The organism is Leptospiraceae bacterium (assembly GCA_016708435.1).
GTDB lineage: Bacteria > Spirochaetota > Leptospiria > Leptospirales > Leptospiraceae > UBA2033.
This window is the reverse complement of the sequence record JADJFV010000004.1, coordinates 17751-38678: the sequence shown is the minus strand read 5'-3', so window position 1 is coordinate 38678 and position 20928 is coordinate 17751. Positions and strand designations below refer to the sequence as shown.

Genomic DNA, 20928 nt, shown 5'->3' with positions numbered 1-20928 from the left:
CTATTCTGAAAAGAAATACTGCAATAGCTTTCTAATTTGGGGAAGAGTCATATCGTTACCTAAAAATTCCCCATCTATCCAAATTTCAAAGTGTAGATGAATTGCATCGTTATTTTGTTTTGCTTCCCCTAAAAGTCCTGAATTTCCCGCATAACCAATAGTATCCCCTTTACGAACTTTCGTTCCAACTGCAATTCCATTTTGAATCGCGGACAAATGGTTGTAAGTCGTAATGATTCCGCCTTTGTGCTCAATCCAAACTTGTCTTCCACCAAAGTCTCGATCAACGAATGTTACGGGATGTGTTTGGTTGTAAGCGGAGATTTCTTTGAATTCTGTTTCCGTCATTGGTTTGTAATTCAAGTCAGAGCGAATAACGACTCCATCTTGGACAGAAAGAATTTTTGTTTCTTTGGTAATGCTAGAATTCATATTAAAGAAATTCATCTTAGTTCCGATGTCTAGACCTTTGTGTGTTCCATTTCTATATTTACGCGGAGCACCCGGTAGCGAATAATCATCCGTAGGCATAAGTCCATTCTCGATTGGAAATGCAAATCCAGTTAAACGAGAGTCAATTCCAGTGAGGTTTGTCTCTCCTAGCAGTAAACGTAGATTAGCCAGTGTATAGGAGGTTTCCGAGTTTTTAGGAAATAGAATTCGAATCGTAGAAGCATCGATTCCAACAAAACTATCTTTGTTTTTCTTTTCGGGTTTTGCATTCGTATAAATCGTTGTCCATACTTCTCTGTTGAGAACTTGCACTTCATAAGAAGTCTGACTCATAAAAGCAAACTCAGTCTCTACTCCGGATAATAAGCGTTTACTCCCAAAGTCAATGACGACCCATTCATTTTCATTTCGTTTGTCTGTTACCCAGAGAGTGTTTGAGTTGGAGTCAAATAGATTTTGTCCACAGTTCGATTCAGAAATACAAGAAGAAGTTGTAAATTTAAAAGGAACATTCGCAAGTCTTCCAAAATTAATATCTCCTTTTTGTTTTATAATCGCATTCCCACTCCCCCCAAACTCAGGACGCAAAGGTAAATTACAGAATGTGAATAGGAAGAATGCAAGGAATACCACGGATGAACACGGATAAACACGGATGGTATTTTTTTTCATATTGATAATTTGATTCCAGTCACCTCGAACAGTTTCATCGTGAGAGGTCTATCTTGCTTAAAACTATCTTTGTATTGCCAGATAGATTTCTCAATCGCTTCGCTCTTTCGAAATGACTGTTTACACAACCCTCTGTGTCTCCGTGACTCTGTGGCAACTAAGTTTTACTTCTTACCAGATTTTTGTAAAATTTCCATTGCTTTTGCTTTTAGGATAGGATGCACGGTGAAGTCGTCAGGCGATAGAGGCTTATCATTGGTAGCCGGAGCTTCTTTGATTTTAAATTTGTCCATTCCAATCCAAGTTCCGAGAGCATAGAGCATACGCTGAAAGATTTCGTCAATCTTTTGTGTATGACCGGCTTTTTTGTAGTAGCCGTAAGCTAGAATCGGGAGCTTTTTTTCATACATATAATAATCACCAAGACGAATCAGTCCATCTTTGTAATCACATCTTAGGTATAGCTCCCGCGCCTTTGGATAATCCGCATCGTTAAACGCCGCGTTTCCTTCTCTTATCAGTGCTGCTCTCTCTTTCGAATCCATAGTGCTAGTATCGGTTTATTATGTCCGTTCGTAAATCAATTTTTAAACCGTTGTCGGTAGTTAGAAAGTATTTTCGATCCGTGCTATGTAAACTAGCAAGAGCGCGAGACAGAAAAAAGTATTTACAAAGTCTTTGTAGATTGCATCGTATTGTAATTATGGTAGGGTAATAGAATGCAATCGTCACTGAACTTTAGAGTATTAAAAAAAAGTATCATAGAGTTACCTTCTGAGTTGCAGAGGGAATTCATAGACTTTGTAGATTTTTTGAAATTTAAAAGTAGAAATATAGAAGAGGATACTTTGTTAGAAGAAGAAAAAGCGGAACTTCGTAAAAGAATCGCGTTCTCTAAAAAAAATCCAGATAAATTATTAAGTAAAAAGGAAGCCATAAAAAAACTGGAGAAGTCTCTTGGAAGAAAAATACAAATTAAATCCTGTTAATATAATTTATACCATTGCATCTTCCGTCATAATAATATTAGCCGTATGGCATAAGAAACGAGAAGAAAGATGGAAACTTAGATTAAAAAAATCTGTCACTCAGTGAATTATTTATCCTCAGAGATTCTAAAACAAATATCCATATTTTGGATATTTGTTTTAGAATCGTAAGCATCGGCTATGTTTAGTGAATTCTTTTTTCCATGTAAAAAAATTTCACTTCGGTAATGTCATTATTTTACTTCTAAACAAGCCGACTGTTGATCCGTAGGTGGAGCGCTCGTCTTTTACGAATGGGTTTAGGTCAATTGTATTGTTCTCGAATACAAGAATAACCGTAGAGCCCATTTCGAATCGACCAAGCTCGGAACCTTTGTCGATCATGATGTTTACATTCTCGTATTGGTATTCTTTTGGGAAACGAATGAGTTTGTTTGTCACGATCTTTGTATCGTAGGTTACTCTGATTTTGCCTACGTTGGAAGCGCCAACTTTTACCACGGCAATTTTTCCGTATTCTGTTTGGAGAAATGTAATTAGCCTTTCATTCTTTGGGAATAATCCACGTATACCACCCACAGCTGCGTCATTAACTGGAAACAGTTTTCCGGGTGCATAGTAATAGCCAAGAATTTTTCCATAGAATGGAGAATGAATTCGATGATAGTCCTGGGGAGATAAGTAGAATGTGATGAATTTTCCATTTTCAAAAAAAGGATAATACTTCTCAGAGCCTAATAGCTCTTTGACGCTATAGTCAAATCCTTTCGCTTGGATCAGTGTGTCATCATTAATATCACCAAAGCTTGTAATACGAGCATCAACAGGGGATACTACCGCATTTTCCGCTGAGTCAATGATACGTGCTCCCGCTTTAAGGGAACGAGTAAAGAATTGATTCAAGGAGTTGTATTCTTTGATATTTAACTCTGCTTCACTTAGATTAATCTTATACGCTTTGGCAAATGCTTTTAGAATAGGAACCATCATAAAGCGAGGAAGCCTCAAGTAAGTAAAAGAGCCAAACAATTTAGAAAGAAGATTTTTAGGAAGAGCAGAAAGAATGAGTAAATAAATATCCTTAAAGATTTCATAACGCACTCCGCCCTCGGTGAGATATTTATTCATCTCAAGGCTTACCATCTTAGCAAGTAAAATCATAGAAATCAAAATTGGAAGCGCTGTAAATATTGCCATCGTATAACCGATATTAAACGCTGATTCTAAAAATGCATTTCCTTCTCGGATATACATATAAGAAGAGCCAATGATTGCTGCAAAGAAAAGAATTCTAAACAAGTTCGCAAACTTTTCGCCTAATATATAGTATGCGCTTTGCTCTCCCGTATAAAACCAACCGATGATACTCGCAATTCCAAAAAGGAAGAAGGAAAAATACAGCAATAGATAATAAGGATCTTTTCCATGACCTAAGACATTGTGTAGAAAAGAAAATATATCTGGTGGATTGACTGCATTAAAAGAAAACAAAACATAAAAAATCAAAGTAGAAACAATAAATCCCTCGAAGAAAGCAGATAGCATAGAAACCAAGCCCTGCTTAAACGCATGATCAGTTCTAACTGCTCCCGAAATTCCTGCACTCTTTCCAAGCCCCATTTCAGTGGATAAGAAGAAAGAGCCACCTGATTGACCTAAAAAAACTAAAATAGATACAAAGCCACCAGTGCCGACTGCTTCAAAGTTAAATGCATTATGAAACACAGCTTCGATAAATACGAAAAAAGGAACTAGATTTTCTTTGAAGATGGCAAAGTAAAGAATGAAAAACAAACTAAGACCGAGCGGAACAATGACTCCAGAAACGCGACCAATCCTACGAATCCCACCGAGGACGATAAAGATAATGATCGCAGTCAGTGCAACAGGAAGTCCCATACCTTTAGCGTCAAACGCGTGTTTGGCGATATAAGATAGACTTAGAACAGGAACTACTCCGCCTAACGTTAAAACAGTGAGTATACACCCAATCGAAAAAGCAATCGCAAGCCAACGAGCCTTAAGCGCTTTCTCAATAAAATACATAGGTCCCGCCAGATAACGCCCATTAGGCAACTTAGTTCTAAACTTAATGGCAAGTGTGGAAGAAACAGCGCGTAGCGGCATAATGAAAAATGTCGCTACCCATACCCAGAAGAGTGCCCCTACTCCCCCAATCATCATGGCAAATGCAGAGCCAATCATTGCGCCGGGTAATAATGAAGAGGCAGTTCCAGCAGAAAATCCCTGTGAGTGAACCAATTGTCCCTTAGATCCTTTGTGATCCATAGCCCCAGAAAGAATTTTAAGAGCTAAGAATAAAAACCGAACTTGCGGAAATCGTAACTTGAAGGTAATGTATAGACCGGCAAATAAGAGTAATCCGCAGTAGGAGGCAATGATTTCGTCTTCGAAGAAAATAAAACTTTCTCTATTCATGGTGCTTCTCTAATTCTTTAGCTAAATCGACTAATAGGCGTATGCCGTAACCGGTAGGTCCACTTACTTGTGTTCCAGAAGGCTTTCCTCTCCAGGCAGTGCCTGCAATATCTATATGCGCCCATTTTACATCTCCCTCAACAAACTTAGAGAGAAATTGTGCCGCTGAAAGAGTTCCACCTGCGCGTCCACCGGTGATATTTCTAACATCTGCAATATCACTCTTTAAGTCTTCGCCGTATTCTTCCCAGAGAGGAAGTTCCCAGATTCTATCTTCTGAACTAATAGAAGCTGCATCAATTAAATCGAATAAGTCGCGGGAATTCGTCATTACCCCCGCCGCTTCGTGACCGAGAGCGATGATGACTGCACCGATTAATATCGCTAAGTCTACCATATAGTTGGATTTAAATTTTTTACTTATATAGGAAATTACATCTCCTAAAACCAGTCTACCTTCTGCGTCTGTGTTTTGGACTTCAACGGTTACTCCGTTGTAGGCGGTGTAGACGTCCCCTGGTTTTAAAGCAGCTGCATCCGGCATATTTTCAGCAACTCCAATGGCTGCGATGACTTTGGTTTTAATTCCTAGAGAAGCTATTGCACCTATCGCATGAATGGCAGTAGCCGCTCCACACATATCGTATTTCATCTCGTGCATTTCTGCGGATGGTTTGATGCTAATTCCACCTGAGTCAAAGGTAAGACCTTTTCCGATGAGGGCGAGAGTTTTATCAGTTGACTTTGCTCCTTTGGGTGTGTATTCGAGTATAACCATTTTGGCTTTTTTGTCGGAGCCCTGGCAAACAGAGAGTATCCCACCGAATTTTTCTTTTTTGAGTCTGTCTTCATCGAAGACTGTGATTTTGAGTTTGTTTTCTTTTGCAATTTCTTGTGAGCGAGAGACAAATTCTTCCGGAGTAAAATGATTAGCCGGTAGATGAGCCACATATCTTGACTCGTTTAAATATTTGCTGACTACTTTGGATTTTTCTAAGGCTTCTTTTGCTGTCTTTTCTTCTTTGACACTTTCCATTACAAAGCTAATGTCGCCAACTTCGATTTTGCGCTCGCGGTAAGTTTTAGAAAGGGAGTCAACTCCGAAGGCTGCGATTTCGATTGAATTTGCTAATTGATAAACAAGATTAAAAGGAGAGAGTGCTTCTGAAAGTTCTTTAGAAATATGAATTTCGAGACCAATGCCTACCCATTTAATAAATGCTTCGCCCAATTTTAAATAATAAGATGCGAGTTTACGCAGTGTTAGCTTCGCTTCTTCCCCAAGTCCGATGTAGATGATTTGATCGCCGTGGTCAATGTATTGTTGACCAGCATCTGCTTGGAATACTTTAGAGTCGATTTGGGATTTGAGAGATTTCGCTATATTAGCCGGAATTTTATCTTTGTAAAAATGATGGACTTCGTATACTTTTTTAGATTTGTTTTTTCCAGCGTAGAATTTTAATTGTGAAGAAGGGATTTTCATTATTTAATTTCCTTAATATCTTTAATAATTTCTGCAACATGATCTTTTACTTTTACATTTTCGTATATTTTTAAAATCTTTCCGTCTTTGCTAATTAAGAAAGTGGTGCGGACAATGCCCATATACTTCTTGCCCATCATTTTCTTTTCTTGCCAGACTCCAAATTTTTCTACTAGATCAGTTTCTGCATCGGAAAGCAGGTCGAAGTTTAAGTTTTGTTTTTCGATAAATTTTTTGTGACTTTTGAGATCATCTTTAGATACGCCTACTACCGAGTAGCCGAGCTTTTTAATTGCATCCAGATTATCACGAAAGTCACAAGCCTCAGTCGTGCAGCCGGGGGTATTATCCTTGGGATAAAAATACAATACAAGTCCATTCTTTCCGGCTATATCGCCTAACTTTACTTTCTTTCCATCTGCAACGATTGCTGTAAATGCAGGTGCCTTTTTTCCAACTTCTAATTTAGCCATAATCCTTCCTTTAAAATCCCCCTATAACCCATCAGGAAGGGGTGAATAACATACAGAATTAAAACTATAAGCGGAACATCTAGCAATTTTTTCCCATTGCCTAAGATGGCGATGCATCAAATATACTCCTAGCTATAGTGCTAGAAGAGTTGGTGTCGTATTGTCTATGTATTAGCGTTTACTCATCTCCGGTCTAGCTACGCTTGTATCTTCGGTGGTTGTGCCGTGTAAATTTAGGTTGCCAACCGATTTAGACCGGAGCTATAACCGTAGCTGAACCGGATGTGAGTAAAAGGAAGCTTATAGGAGGTCATACTTCTAGTTATTGGTTTTTGAAGAATGGTAAGTTCTTCGGAAATTCTTTTGGAAATTATGTAAGAATTTTTATATGAATCTTTATATGAATTTTTACATGGGCTGAGATGACGCCCATGCGGAGAGTATTGCGCCCCGTTGGGGCTATAGTAGATTTGCATGACTTCTTTGTTACTGTTGAATCCTATTGACATTTTTTAAAGCCAGGTTTTTCTTGGATACCAGAGGTATATCTTCACAATAGTCGGGCTTTTAACTTTGTGGGATAGAAGGAGATAGAATTATGGGAGAAGTTGGATGCAGATTACTAGAAAGAAAATGGATTGGATCCGTTCCTTTCAAGTAGAATTTTGGAGAGCCAGGAGTAAAAAGTGAGATGGAGATTATGTGCTTCGGCGCTAAAAAGATATACTAATCAGCAGGCTGCTTAATTTACGCCGTATAAGATGAAGACGTCAATTAAGGAAGCATTTAATAAGAAACAGGAATTGATTGTATTCGTAGTATTCTTGCTCGTAAATATTGTATTTTCCGTAAATTGTTTTGCTACGATGTATGTGAACAAAAATGTAAAAGGCGAGACCGCTCGAAAGGTCATCAACAAACCTAGGTCGAGGCTATTATTAAAAGTAAAGGAAATCAAAGCAGAATCGACGGAGCCATTTAGTTTTCGATTTATTTTTGAAGGAAACGAAGATAAATGTTTATACTTGTCTGAGCATAGAAAGCCGCAAGATTATTATATGAACGATGTTGTGAAATGTAAAACTGTTTCAACCAGTTCTAACATTCCGTCAAAATGGATGATCGATGATTTTGGTATTTCCTTTCGAGAATCCAAAGAAATTATTTTTAAACCAGATTCTCCTAACACCATATTGCAGATTACGAAAGGGAAAGATGCTTGGGACAATTTACATGTTTTTGAAATAAATCCAGATACGAAATTAATGCAAGAATCGAAAATTTATTCTCCTTTGTTGCCTGACATTGTGAAGAAACTAAATCTACTTGAAAAAAGCCCGATTGAATTTCAATTTAATTCTCTTCTCTATATCGAATCTGAAATTACTGCACGACCGTTTTTACTTTTATATAGGAATCCGAATTCTTACGAATTTACTCGCGTTTTGCTGAAATGGGATTTGGAGGCAATGGAACAGACTAGTGTAGAAACAGAGAACAAACTTTGGGGCTCTTTGTTTCCGATTGCTTTGTTAATCGACATAGCAACTTTACCAATTCAGTTTGTAGGTGGATTGATTTATTTTTTAGTTCAAGGACTTAAATGAATGGATGTGCGAAATTTGTGACGGAGGATCTTTAAAATCTAATTGTGACTCATTTGATAAATCTTTTTATAGGAAACTTTTACTTCTCTTACTTTTTTTCATTCAGTTTATGATGAGAGATGATTGGTAAAAGTATTAGCTATCATCCCATCATTCGATAGAGTTTACAGTCAATTAACCGTTTATAGAAAAATTTTCCCCTGTTAAGGTCAAAACCGCTTTTTATGAAAAAATTTCCCCCGTTTAGTTAATAACACCTTTTTATGAATAAGCAGCAATCCGATTTTGCTTTAAGCTTTTAACTTTGTGGGATAGAAGGAGATAGAATTATAGGGGAAGTTGAATGCAATTTACTAGAAAGAAAATTGTAGTACGTTTTTCATTCTAAGGCAGTTTGAAAAACGTATTGGAAATTGATTTTACTTTATTTTTTAAGTTCCTGGAAGTGTTGTTGGATAGCTTGTTTTCCCTTTTTTACAACCTTTATAGGGGGCGATTGAATGGGATTCCCTGCTAATAATAATCGATTTGTAGAAACATCTGGGTCATCTTGAATATTAATTTCTAAATGTATCTCTGTGATCCATTCTGGTAATTCTTTAATCTGATTATAAACCAATCCTATTTCAGTTACATTTGTTAAGTCTTTTATAAAACTAAGATCTATAATTTGATTATTGTGTAATCCTAAAGTAATTAGACTTGTTAATTTGCTTAAGGGACTGGGATCAACAATTTGATTGTTATTCAATGATAGGGTAGTGAGCTTAGTTAATCCAATGAAAGATTTTATTTCGACTATTTGATTAAAACTGATATCTACATTAGTCAATTCTTTTAATTCCTCTAAAAAACTAATATCTATCAGTTGATTATAATTCAAATCTAGAAAAGTAAGATTTTTTAAATTTTTCAAAGGTTCTATGTCAGTTAATTGATTATTACTTAAGTTTAAATATGTAAGATTTGTAGTTCCCTTCAAAGGTTGAACATCAATCAATTGGTTATTATGCAAACCTAAAGAAGTAAGTTTTTTTAACTCACTTAAAAAACTAATATCTGTTAATTGATTAAAACTTAAATCTAAGATAGTTAGACTTGTTAATCTTTTCAAATCAGTAACATCATTGAGTTGATTATTATTGGCTATCAATGAAGTGAGGTTTGTTAAACCGATCAGAGAACCAAGATCTGTTAATTGATTATTAGCTAAATTCAAATCAGTTAATTCTTTAAAATCTTTTAAAAAGTTAGAATTGGAGAGATGACATTGATTCAAATAAAGTTTATTCAATTTAGAAAAACCAGTTAATAAATCAGTAGGAAATTCTTCAATAGGACATGTATCTATATACAAACCTATAACATTTTCATTTCGATCCAAACAATAATTAGCTGTAGGATTATCACTATAAATATTTTGAGTATCACTAGGTTTATTTAATTCGTCTAATTTTACTACTTGATTTATAGAAAAACCTAGGATCTTTTCTATTTCTTTTATACTTTTTATGTCTGTCATCTGTACTCCTCTAATGGTCAGATTTTTATTTTAAACAATACCTTAGTAATTTCTTAGATTAGAAAGTCTATTCCTAAATATTGAAATCACTGTTTCATTTTTATTTTTCAATACCTATGAATTGATCGATGTCAGAATAAAAAAATTTTCACAAAAAGGTGGATTGTCATTTTCAAAAGTTTTTGCGTATTCTAGCGAAAAGTTATCAATAAAATGGCTACATACCAATAAAAGAAAACGCAATTATGAATGAGAATGGGTATATAAAAAATATCAAAAAAACTTTTTTGAGGTTATTGCTAGTCCTGATTCATCATCTCAAAATGTGAAAGAAAGAAATGTCTTTACAAGATTTGGTAACAACAGTGGAAGTTTCATTCAAAGCAACTCATTATGAAACTAAAAACACTACCTTTTGGTGAAAGCGATTACAGAGAAATCATTACGAAAAATTTTCCCCCGTTTAGTTCATAACACCTTTTTATGAAAGAGACGAAAGTCCACTTTTGCTTTACGCTTTAATTTTGTGGGATAGAAGGAAAAAGAATTATGAGAGAAGTTGGATGCAGATTACTAGAAAGATAAATATAAACCAGTTCGGGAGGATTATTAAAAAAATGTTATCTAAAGTTCAAATATTTTTATTATTACTATTTTTGATTAACGAGCACTTATTTGCGTTCAATCATTCTACCATGTGTATGCATCAGGAACAACTTCGAAATACAAAATCCTCTGCGTATGATTTAGAACTTTGCAATTATAGGAGTCAGTCAATTGCAGAGAGAAAGCAGAGTGCTTATGCATTTCTTCAAGTAAGAATACCAGAACTTGGAAATGAATATCTAGAATATAACTTAGAGACAGATAAAAGAAAGGAAAGGGCTTTACCAGTTTATATCGAATTTTACGACAAAATATTGAATCCCCGTAAAGAAGATGTAGCTAATTTTCAAGTAAGCTCTAAAATAAAAGAGCGGATTATTTCGGAAAATACAGAAATAGCAAGAAAAACTTGTATATTTATGGCTCTGGGCTCAGAATATCTATTTCCCGTACCAGCAAAAAATGGAAGGCTCAATGTTATTCTTTATTTAGATTATATACGCGATATCGCATCTTTAAATTCTAGCTCATTACCTAATAATGATGAAGTATTTTTCAACCGGTTTGCTCGTAGGTCATTGCGAGAGGATGTAAACTTTGAACCTGGGAAAACCTACCAATTAGAGATAAAGAAAGATCCGAATTTTGCTATTCCCGTAGGATCATACAGTGAGGCTAGAAAAAGTAAATTCTTTGAAGATAAAACCGTCCCCGGCTTCATCATCACCTTTAAAGAACTACCGGCAAATACTAAGTTTGCGTTTAATGGAAAAGATGATATTGGAAAGACATATGAACAAGTGAAGAAAGAATTTATTCTCTATGATTACAGTGATGAAAAATATCAAACCGCTTTTCCTTTAAGCTTTTAATTTGTTGGATTGAATGCAATAGAATTATCAAGAAGTTTGATGCAGATTGCTAGAAAGAATATAATAGGATTCGTAAAATTGCACTTGATTTAGAAAAAGAACTTATCAAATTAGGAATTGAAATTTATACTTAGAACTTTATTACCAATGAAACTAAATACTATGAATCTAAATGACCAAAAACTATTGCATACATTTGCAGATCGAATTAAAAGTCAATTTGCAGATGCTAAGATCTGGGCTTTCGGTTCAAGAGCTAGAGGAGAGGCAAAGAGTGACTCTGATTTTGATGTTTTAGTTGTTTTATCAGAAATGGGCTTCAAACAAAAAAAAATAATCTCGGAAATCGCCTGGGAGATAAGCTATGAAAATGAAGTCGTTTTAGTTCCGATTGTATATTCTTATGAAAAATTTAATTACCCCGCAATTCAAAAAAGTTCTTTGATCCAAAATATTTTACGAGAAGGCATAAATCGTTTAAAAGAAGCTGAAGAATCTTTGCAAGATGCTTTATCTTTATACAATAATAAGAGATATCGATCTGCGGTTAATCGCGCTTACTACTCAATGTTTTATTCTGCATTAGCCTTATTAGAAAATAAGGGACTTAAAAACTCCAAGCACATTGGAGTTATTTCCTTCTTTGATAAAGAATATATAAAAACTAATATTTTCTCAAAGATACATTCTAAGGCACTGCATAAGGCATTCGAGTTAAGACAAGAAGCCGACTATTCGATATTAGTCGAATTAGAAGTTGATGAAGTTACTGAAATCATAAACCAGGCTCAAAACTTTGTAAAACAAGTTAGAGATTATATTATGGAATATTTATTTTAATAAATTTTACCCCGTTTAGTTCATAACACCTTTTTATGAAAGAGACGAAAGTCCACTTTTGCTTTACGCTTTAACTTTGTGGGATAGAAGGAGATAGAATTATGAGAGAAGTTGGATGCAGATTACTAGAAAGAAAATAGCCACACCCTTCTTCCTGCCTTCGGTCTGCCTTCGATTAGCGTTCGACAAACCTTCGATAAGGAAATGGATGGAAACGAAATAATAACGACTCCAAACCATTAACAAAACAAGGTTAGGGATAATTTAACTTTTCGCATTTACTTTCCGTTTTAAAGGACTACTCGTTACTTTATCTAATTGACATAATCCTAGCTAGTTACAATATCAAGTAAACAAAACACTGGAGGTCAATCATGGGGCTATTTTCGAAAGATGAATCTTTTAAAGAATACGAGCAATTTAAAAAAGCGAGGCAAGACTTTAAAGAGGCTAATGCTGAAATGACCGATACCATTGATTTAAAGACTTCCGATGCGAAGAATGTAAATTATGCTGAGATTCATACTAGTATTTATCAAAATGTCGGGCTTGGGAAAGATTGGAGAGTAGAATAAAATAAAAATGCAGATGAACTTGAAACAGCGATAGATGGATTTCAGACTGTTACTGATGGATTGGAGCCTTATCCAGATAAAAGTATAAAGTCTAAAAATATTTTACAAGTAGTCGTATCCTTCTTCAAAAAATAAATGAATCTTACTGAAATAAAGACTAGCGGGAAAATGTGTATTTTCCTCCATAAAGTTCCTACAATCACATTTGAGGAATACTTAGAGAAAGCGCGGGCTAATTACTATAATGCGATGAACGAGCAGGGGTTTCGTTTTTATTCCCTATTTTTAAAACAAGAAAAACAATTTAATTCTTATCCTTTGATTTCACAGGATGATATTCCTAATCTATTTCAAAAAGAAATAACATCTAGATTCAATCGCTTGAAGGTGATAGCTGATCATTTATATTATTACACTTTAAAGATTACGTCTTCTGATTCTGCTTCGATAATGGAGTATGCTAAACAAGAAGGTGCTGAGCGGGTAATCGTATTTATCTCTAAGAACCTGAGTCGAGACGAAAAACGTCTATTAAAAATCTTAAAGCTAAATTCATTTCTTTATTATCGTGAGGCTAATTTTTATTATGCACAAAATCTATTCAATTCGACAGGATATATTCGCAAAGAAAAGCTTACAGGTATATTAGAAGGGAAGGCAAAGCTTTCCTCGGAGTCAACCTTTCGAATGATTGAATTAGAAATGGATAGAGAAATTAACTCCAACTTAATAAAGATACGTTATGTAAATTAATTAAAATTACTTTCCAAATTTCCCCCGTTTAGTTGATAACACCTTTTTATGAAAGAGAGGCAATCCGATTTTGTTTTAAGCTTTTAACTTTGTGGGATAGAAGGAGATAGAATTATGAGAGAAGTTGGATGCAGATTACTAGAAAGAAAAGACATCCTCGGTAAAATAGAATATTTTTTAAGAGGTATAATATGTTTATGCGATTTATCCTAATACTTCTACTTATTATAAGTTGTGCTAGTCCGAAAAGTAGAGACACTTTATCAACAGAAAATAGATCAGCCAATCTAAAAATTATTTTTCAAAATTCTAAGGATAACGAAGCCAAATTAAATTTATATCTATGTAAAGATTTAGCAGTATCCGAAACAAAAATGATAAAAGAGTGCGAATTTACAGAAGAATATCATTCATTAAGTAAGAACGATGTGATTAATTATGATTTACCGCCAGGTGAATACTTTGCAATGATTCACGTATCAGATATGAGATTTATTCCAATCTTATATACAGAAACAACAAAGCAAAGAATAAAATTTGGTTTTAAAACAGAAGTTTCTGATTCTTTTTTTGGTAGCTCCCATTTAGAAGAGACACGCATATCCAGTTGTCAGGAAATTGAAAAATTCTCTGTTTCGGAAAATTATTATTGCCCCAAACTAATTTTAGGCGAAAATATACAAACTACTTTTCGATTTCAAATAGAAGAAGATTATGAGTTTGATGAAAGAGGAACGTCAGCTATCTGGCTTTTGACATTATTCGTTTCCCTTCGAGCTTGGTATCCAATTCCAATTCCACTGCTAACAGGAACCTTTGCCATCAAAAGAAAAGTTACAAATAATTTAAAATGAAATTTTGGAAAATAGATTTAAAATTTGCCTTTTGTCCAAATAGAATTTGAATTTTCACTTATCAAAGTATTGTCACCAATTTTTAGGGTTAAAGTAAACCGTGGATTTGGATTACCTTTATCACTAACATTGACTATTTTAATATAACCATTTTCAATTTGTTCCCGATAAATTCATAATTTATACTATGAAGGCAACGCCCAAAAATCTAGTAAAAAAATAAGACTTAGGAAAAATAAATGAAAATAAAAAAATCCCCCGTTTACTTCACACCACTTTTTCCGAAAATTTCACTGCATCTACAATCTCTCTAAGCGTTCCATTTTCCCGTTGACACCTACCTATAAAAAATAATTAACTCTGAATGAGTCGAGGTAATTATGTTAAAGCTAGTCAAAAAACAAAATCTGAAGTCTGTGACCGATAAGGTCTTACTTGTAATTCTAGATGGAGTCGGTTATACCGAAAAAGGTGCTGATGCCGGCAATGCGATTGCGGGTGCGAAACTTCCTACACTTTCAAATCTTTGGAATCATCATTCTACTGTTCATATCAAAGCTCACGGAAAAGCAGTTGGTATGCCTTCTGATGAAGACATGGGTAACTCCGAGGTAGGGCATAACGTTTTAGGTTGTGGTCGTATCTTTGATCAAGGTGCGAAGCTTGTAAGTAACTCGATTGATTCAGGTCAATTGTTTCAAGGAGAAGTTTGGAAAGAACTCATCGCAAATGCAAAGACTAAAAATTCAACCTTGCATCTTCTAGGACTTCTCTCCGATGGAAATGTTCATAGTCATATAGATCATTTAAAAGCGTTAGTCGCTGCCGCAAAGAAAGAAGGCGTTTCTAAAGTTAGAATTCATACTCTCCTAGATGGTCGCGATGTTCCTGAAAAGTCAGCCTTAGAATACGTTCGTCCTTTTGAAAAGTTTTTATCGGAACTACGCGATGCAAACTTTGATGCAAAGATTGCATCTGGTGGTGGACGTATGACGATTACGATGGATCGATACGAAGCAGATTGGTCAATGGTAGAGCGCGGTTGGAATTTTCATGTGAAGGGAGAAGGACGTGCATTTTCATCAGCAGAAGAAGCAATTGAAACCTTTCGAAAAGAAGACCCAGCGGTTATTGACCAGTATCTCCCAGGCTTTGTTGTCTCTGACGCAAATGGACCTGTTGGAAAAATCAAAGACGGTGATTCTGTTGTGTTCTTTAACTTTCGTGGTGACCGGGCAATCGAGATTAGCCTCGCCATGACTGCTGATAAGTTTGATAAATTCAATCGTGGTCCAAAACCAGATGTGTATTATGCAGGCATGATGCAATACGATGGAGATTTAAAACTTCCCGACAAATACCTCGTAACCCCTCCGGCGATTGATAGAACTCTAAGTGAATATCTAATCAGCGAAAAATTACAGCAATACGCAATTTCAGAAACACAAAAATACGGACACGTAACTTTCTTTTGGAATGGAAACAAAAGCGGCTATTTAGATAGAAACTTAGAAACTTTCCAAGAAATTCCATCTGATGTAATTCCATTTGACCAGGCACCCGAAATGAAAGCAAAAGAAATTACAGATACTCTAATCTCTACTCTCGAAACTAAAAAATACAATTTCGTTCGAGTCAATTATGCAAACGGCGACATGGTAGGGCATACTGGCAATTATACGGCAACAGTAAGAAGTCTTGAATTTTTGGACACTTGCATGGATCGTTTAAAATCAGCCTGTGACAAAAACGGTTACACTTTGTTAGTCACTGCCGATCACGGGAATGCAGATGAAATGTATCAACTAGATAAAAAGGGAAATGCGCAAAAACAAGGTGATAAGTTCGTTCCAAAAACCAGTCATACATTAAATCCGGTGAACCTGGTCATCTACGACAAAGACAATCGCTGGAAATTAAAAGGAACTGCCGAAGCAGGGCTTGGGAATATTGCGGCTACCGTTCTCGATCTACTTGGCTATGAGGCGCCGGAAGGTTATTTACCAAGTTTGTTGGAAAGGCTATAGGCTATTATGCGTAGTTGGTTTACAAAGTTCAAACAATCTAGATTCTTCAATACATTTTGTTATCTCTGGGTAGGAATTTTTTCTACCCTTTCTTTTGTTCCTTATGGACTGAGTGAGCTTGTTTTTATTGCTCCGTTTGGGCTTTTTTGGATTGAGGAAAAGTATCGAGGACAATACAAAGTTTTATTTAAGAAAGGACTTTTGTTTTCGATTGTATTTTGTTTTTGTTCGTATTATTGGATCAACTACATGCTTATGGTCTTCGGGGGATTTCCATTCTGGATGGCGATTCCCTTATTTCTTCTCTATTGCATCATCGTGAATTGGAAATTCGGAGTAGTTATGATGCTCCTAAGTTTTCTTCGAAAGAAAGTAGGAAGACACAACCTATTCGTGCCTGGGTTAGCCATTATCCTCGCAGAATTTTTTACATGGCAAATCTTTCCCTGGTATTATGGAAACCTAATAGCGGGTAATGTGATTTTGTCGCAAGTGGTTGAATATACAGGAGTCTATGGACTTTCCATTCTTGTATTTATGGTATCCTATCCATTTTTTCAATATCCGATTTGGGACGTTATCCGCTCTAAGTCTCCTAAGTTTAAATCTCTCACACAATTGTATCTTTTAAAAACAGTCAATGTTCTAGCTCTCTTTGCGATACTGGGTGGATTTTTATTTTGGAAATGGAGTCGAGTAGAGCCTTCTTCTACAAAACAAGTTTTAATTATTCAACCAGACGCACCACTTGAATTTAGAGATGGACGTGTGCGCGAAGCGATGGAAGCACTCATGAATCGAATCGAGCGATTGGTCATAGAAGGCTCAGAAAATGAAAAGCCTGATTTAATCGTGCTGCCAGAATCAGGAGTTCCCTTTTATTCTACGCATAACGTTCCTGAAACTACAAGATTTGATTTAATTTATTGGGCAAGATTTGAGGCATTGATTTATCAACTGAGCAATCGATATAAGGCGAATTTTTATTTTAATGAGTTAGATGCATCCTTTGCGGATAACAAGCCTTCTGCGCAAAATCTCCGCTTTCACAATAGCTCTACCGTCTTTGATCCAAATGGAAATAGAGGAGAGTTTTATCGTAAGTCGTATTTGCTTGCCTTTGGCGAATACATTCCTTTCGGCGAAACATTTCCTATCTTGTATGATATAGTTCCTCAGATTGGAAGATTTATTCCGGGTGCAGAGCAAAATCTAATTACGTATTTTAAAAACAAAACAGAGGTTAAGTTTAATAAGCCGCATTTGAAATGGATTGATTCTAGTTTCATGAATATGCAAGCACAAAGAGAATACTACAAGGAAAATATTTCTGAATTAGAAGCCGCTGGAAAATTCCTTCCGTTAATCTGTTACGAAGTAATTTTGCCTGAGTTCGTCCGTAAATTTTACAAAACAGAAATGCCTGACTTTATCGTAAACATTACAAATGATAAATGGTATGGAAAGACTGTAGAGAGCTATGAGCATTTAGACCTTGCGAGACTTAGGTCAATCGAGTTTAGGCGTTGGATGGTGAGAGCAACTAACTCAGGAACATCTGCATTCGTAGATCATCTAGGTCGAATCGTAAACAATAAAATGACCGGTTTAGGAACAAGTGAGCGTTATTCACGCCCTGTATCTGTTATCTCTTCTCCCCCTACTTTTTACGTTCGATTCGGCAACTTACTTGTTTGGCTATTCATCGTTATCTGCTCAGGCTTTTTCGGATGGAAGATATATAAAAAGAGATAAGTTTAGTTAAATTACTCACCTTACGCAAAAGAATAAAATGATGTGAATTCTTTAGAAACAGAGAATACTAGATAATTGTAATGGATCAATAAAATCAATAGCCTGCGGCAGCAAACCCACCGTTAGGTGTAAACCCCACCTTCAGCGCTGGGCACGCTGGTCACTCACCTTACATTATCATTTCTTTTGTGAAGAAATGATAATGTAAGGTGAGTTATTTAAACACATTTTCTTCTGCCGGATAACTTCCCTGCTTAACTTCTCTATCGTAGGAGGCTAATGCCTGTTTTGCGATAGAGTGTAAATCAGCGAATCTCTTTAAGAATTTAGGCTTAAAGTCAGCAGCTATTCCCAATAAGTCGTTGATTACTAAAACCTGTCCACTTGTGTGCCTACCGGCTCCAATTCCAATCGTAGGAATAGAAATTGCTTTTGTGATTTTTTCTCCGAGGGGTTCAGGAAGCATTTCTAATACAATGGAAAATGCACCCGCTTTCTCTAATGCGATAGCATCTTGTAAAATCTTATCAGCAGTCTTTTCATCTTTGCCTTGCACTTTATAACCGCCGAGAACTTGATAGCTCTGGGGGGTAAGGCCGAGATGCCCCATCACAGGAACTCCGATTTCTGTTAATTGACGAATGGATTGGAGTGCAATATCCGTTGCACCTTCCAGCTTAATAGCATCGCAACCTGTTTCTTTAATTACAAGACCACCGGCGGATACTCCTTGTTCAACGGAGATTTGATAACTTAAAAAAGGAAGATCACAGATTATAAATTTATTTGGAGCACCTCGCTTCACTGCCTTGGTGTGATAAATCATTTCTTCTAAGGTCACCGGCAAAGTGCTATTATTCCCTTGAAATACCATGCCGAGAGAATCACCAATTAAGATGGAATCCATTTCTGTTTCAGCAATAATTTTTGCGAACGATGCATCATAGCATGTAACGACAGAAATTTTTTCCTTCTTCTGAAATTTCTCTCTATATAGATTGATAATAGTTTGCATAAACTCTCCTCTCCCAGGAAGAAATAATTCTACCTTCTACAACAGAATCATTATCCCTTCTATAAAGTCTAGTAGAATGTATCCACAAAAAGCAATTCTCTGCGTCTCTGTGCCTCCGTGGCAACATTTCTACAGAATCCTTAAAGTAATTGCCAAAATAGATTCAGATTGAAATTATAAACCAGAGAGGCATTTATGATTACACTACTTGATTTGCAAAAACTATTACCTGATTCAAAAATTTATAACACCGACAAACCAGAAACAATCCAACTAGAATCAGTCGTCACACTCTATCAAGATAAGCCCAATTCCATTACCTATATTAGTGAGAAATCTTATCAAAACGATGCAAAACAATCTAAGGCAAACGCCATTATTACGCTACATGGTTGGGAGACTTTATTTACTCAGCCTGTTCTTGCAGTAAAACATGTAGACTTGGCTCTCATAGATGTCTTAAACATTTTTTATCCTACTTCTATGCCTACCGGTAAAAGAGGGCAATTTGTCGTTATCCACCCATCAGCTCAAATAGGAGAAAATACCGACATTGGTAACTTTGTTTCGATTGGAGAAAATACTATTATAGGAAACAATTGTCGCATTGCAGATGGAGCAAAGATTGCGCATAACGTAAGAATTGGGGATGATTCTTCTATTGGTCCAAACTGTGTTTTGTTCAGTGATGTTAGAATTGGAAAGCGTTTTATCTCCTACGGCAATACTACTATTGGAGGAGACGGATTTCGTTATGTGGATGTAAAAAGCATTTTACATCGAGTGCCTCAAATTGGAGGTGTTCTGATTGGGGATGATGTTCGTGTAGGCTCTAACTCTTCTATTGATAGAGGTGGAATCGATGATACGATGATTGGCGACGGAACTAAAATTGACAACGATGTTCAAATTGCGCATAACGTTAAGATAGGCAAACATGTAATAGTCGCAGGTGCCACCGCAATTGCAGGAAGTGCAGTAGTAGAAGACTTCTGTAAGATTAGTGGATCCTGTGCAGTAGCCGATCATATCACACTTCCTTCGGGAACCATGATTGCGGGAGGCTCTGGATTACGAAATACTCCGCCTAAAAAAGATCTCTACGCAGGTTGGGATTGGAATCTCACCTTTATAGAATTTCAAAAATTCCGCGCGAACGTAAAGCATATTCTCAATCTAAACAAACTTGTCAAAAAAGTGAAAGACATAGAAGAAAAATTGGGAATGAATGCTAAGTCTACGGACTAATATAGATAAGTTCCACAGAGATAAACTCCGTGGAACTAAGCGAGAATGAATTAAAGTGCGATTAGATTAAGATCTAGATTGATCTCATCTTTGATAAGGTTGTCTGGTTGACCTGGGTATGTAATGTTCCAGAGTTGGCGGTTAATGTTAAAATTAGCTGTAGCGGATACTGGCTTTTTGTCGGCACCGTAAGTAATTTTTGCAGGAAACGTTACGCTCTTAGTGATGTCTTTGATTGTGAGGTTACCGGTTATATTTGCAGAAGCGCCTTCTTCGGTAATAGTAGTGATTTCAAAAGTAGCCTTTGGAAATTTTTCTACGTTAAAGAAGTCTTCGCTTTTTAAATGACCTTCTAATTTTGCTTTCATCTTAGCATCGTCTTTCATATCAACGTCATCAATGCTTGTCATGTCTAAAGAAAATTTTCCACCAACCACTTTGTTGTCTTTTACGAGAATATTTCCGTCAGCTATTTTAACGGTTCCGTTATGTTTGCCTTTTAGTTTTGTTCCAATCCATTTTACTGTTGATTTAGTAAGATCAAGACCAACAGAAGTTCCTTCAACTTTAGGTGCTTCAACAGCTGCTTTAGCTTCTGCCTTAGGTGCTTCTGGTGCTTTTTCGCAATAGGTTAAGCCAAGTGCGAGGGATAATATTAAAATTTTTTTCATACGATTAATCTCCTTTGATAGTTCGATGTTTAACTATTAGACCACGCTATAAAAAGAAAGTTTTAATTCAA

18 protein-coding genes are annotated in these 20928 nt (G+C 35.9%); 10 read left to right on the top strand and 8 right to left on the bottom strand.

Annotated features, from left to right (window positions below; genetic code table 11):
• Both IPH52_08410 and IPH52_08405 read right to left on the bottom strand, forming a co-directional pair.
• A complete protein-coding gene (locus IPH52_08410) occupies positions 1–1125 on the bottom strand; it encodes a M23 family metallopeptidase (GenBank protein ID MBK7055061.1) in 1125 nt (374 codons plus the stop codon).
• Between the two features lie 164 nt (positions 1126–1289).
• Complete coding sequence (locus IPH52_08405) at positions 1290–1670, bottom strand: hypothetical protein (GenBank protein ID MBK7055060.1); 381 nt, start codon at positions 1668–1670, stop codon at positions 1290–1292.
• 174 nt (positions 1671–1844) lie between these two features.
• On the opposite strand from IPH52_08405, the gene IPH52_08400 reads away from it, so the two are divergent.
• Positions 1845–2114 (top strand): hypothetical protein, encoded by a 270-nt coding sequence (locus IPH52_08400; protein MBK7055059.1) that lies wholly within the window; start codon positions 1845–1847, stop codon positions 2112–2114.
• 216 nt (positions 2115–2330) lie between these two features.
• Here IPH52_08400 and psd read toward each other — a convergent pair whose 3' ends face one another.
• Genes psd through bcp form a run of 3 tightly spaced genes read right to left on the bottom strand, consistent with a single transcriptional unit; the run spans position 2331 to position 6512 of the window.
• Entirely contained in the window at positions 2331–4553 is a 2223-nt protein-coding gene (psd, locus tag IPH52_08395) for a phosphatidylserine decarboxylase (protein ID MBK7055058.1), read from the bottom strand.
• Positions 4546–6039: a leucyl aminopeptidase gene (locus tag IPH52_08390; protein MBK7055057.1), complete on the bottom strand. Its 1494-nt coding sequence runs from the start codon at positions 6037–6039 to the stop codon at positions 4546–4548. Before IPH52_08390 ends, psd begins: the two co-directional genes overlap by 8 nt.
• The gene (gene bcp, locus IPH52_08385) at positions 6039–6512 is read right to left on the bottom strand and encodes a thioredoxin-dependent thiol peroxidase (protein MBK7055056.1); all 474 of its coding nucleotides are present in this window, start codon (positions 6510–6512) and stop codon (positions 6039–6041) included. Before bcp ends, IPH52_08390 begins: the two co-directional genes overlap by 1 nt.
• Positions 6513–7273: 761 nt before the next feature.
• Between bcp and IPH52_08380 the strand changes: the two genes are divergently transcribed.
• Positions 7274–8119 carry a hypothetical protein gene (locus IPH52_08380; GenBank protein ID MBK7055055.1) on the top strand — a complete coding sequence of 282 codons (846 nt, stop codon included), beginning with the start codon at positions 7274–7276 and terminating at the stop codon, positions 8117–8119.
• Between the two features lie 424 nt (positions 8120–8543).
• Here IPH52_08380 and IPH52_08375 read toward each other — a convergent pair whose 3' ends face one another.
• Entirely contained in the window at positions 8544–9641 is a 1098-nt protein-coding gene (locus IPH52_08375; GenBank protein MBK7055054.1) for a leucine-rich repeat domain-containing protein, read from the bottom strand.
• Between the two features lie 617 nt (positions 9642–10258).
• Here IPH52_08375 and IPH52_08370 point away from each other — a divergent pair.
• The 7 genes from IPH52_08370 (at position 10259) to IPH52_08340 (ending at position 17923) form a co-directional block, all read left to right on the top strand.
• Complete coding sequence (locus IPH52_08370) at positions 10259–11119, top strand: hypothetical protein (protein MBK7055053.1); 861 nt, start codon at positions 10259–10261, stop codon at positions 11117–11119.
• A gap of 147 nt (positions 11120–11266) precedes the next feature.
• Entirely contained in the window at positions 11267–11959 is a 693-nt protein-coding gene (locus IPH52_08365; GenBank protein ID MBK7055052.1) for a HEPN domain-containing protein, read from the top strand.
• A 374-nt stretch (positions 11960–12333) separates the two neighbouring features.
• A complete protein-coding gene (locus tag IPH52_08360; protein ID MBK7055051.1) occupies positions 12334–12534 on the top strand; it encodes a hypothetical protein in 201 nt (66 codons plus the stop codon).
• Positions 12535–12669: 135 nt separating this feature from the next.
• Positions 12670–13287, top strand: a complete 618-nt coding sequence (locus tag IPH52_08355; protein ID MBK7055050.1) for a hypothetical protein — start codon at positions 12670–12672, stop codon at positions 13285–13287.
• Positions 13288–13484: 197 nt separating this feature from the next.
• Entirely contained in the window at positions 13485–14141 is a 657-nt protein-coding gene (locus IPH52_08350) for a hypothetical protein (GenBank protein ID MBK7055049.1), read from the top strand.
• Positions 14142–14521: 380 nt separating this feature from the next.
• A complete protein-coding gene (locus IPH52_08345; GenBank protein MBK7055048.1) occupies positions 14522–16168 on the top strand; it encodes a 2,3-bisphosphoglycerate-independent phosphoglycerate mutase in 1647 nt (548 codons plus the stop codon).
• A gap of 6 nt (positions 16169–16174) precedes the next feature.
• Entirely contained in the window at positions 16175–17923 is a 1749-nt protein-coding gene (locus tag IPH52_08340; GenBank protein ID MBK7055047.1) for an apolipoprotein N-acyltransferase, read from the top strand.
• 214 nt (positions 17924–18137) lie between these two features.
• On the opposite strand, the gene panB is transcribed toward IPH52_08340, so the two are convergent.
• A complete protein-coding gene (gene panB, locus IPH52_08335) occupies positions 18138–18938 on the bottom strand; it encodes a 3-methyl-2-oxobutanoate hydroxymethyltransferase (protein ID MBK7055046.1) in 801 nt (266 codons plus the stop codon).
• Positions 18939–19133: 195 nt separating this feature from the next.
• Here panB and lpxD point away from each other — a divergent pair, with 195 nt between their 5' ends.
• Entirely contained in the window at positions 19134–20186 is a 1053-nt protein-coding gene (gene lpxD / locus IPH52_08330) for a UDP-3-O-(3-hydroxymyristoyl)glucosamine N-acyltransferase (protein ID MBK7055045.1), read from the top strand.
• A gap of 50 nt (positions 20187–20236) precedes the next feature.
• Here lpxD and IPH52_08325 read toward each other — a convergent pair whose 3' ends face one another.
• Entirely contained in the window at positions 20237–20857 is a 621-nt protein-coding gene (locus tag IPH52_08325; GenBank protein MBK7055044.1) for a YceI family protein, read from the bottom strand.
• Between the last annotated feature and the right edge of the window lie 71 nt (positions 20858–20928).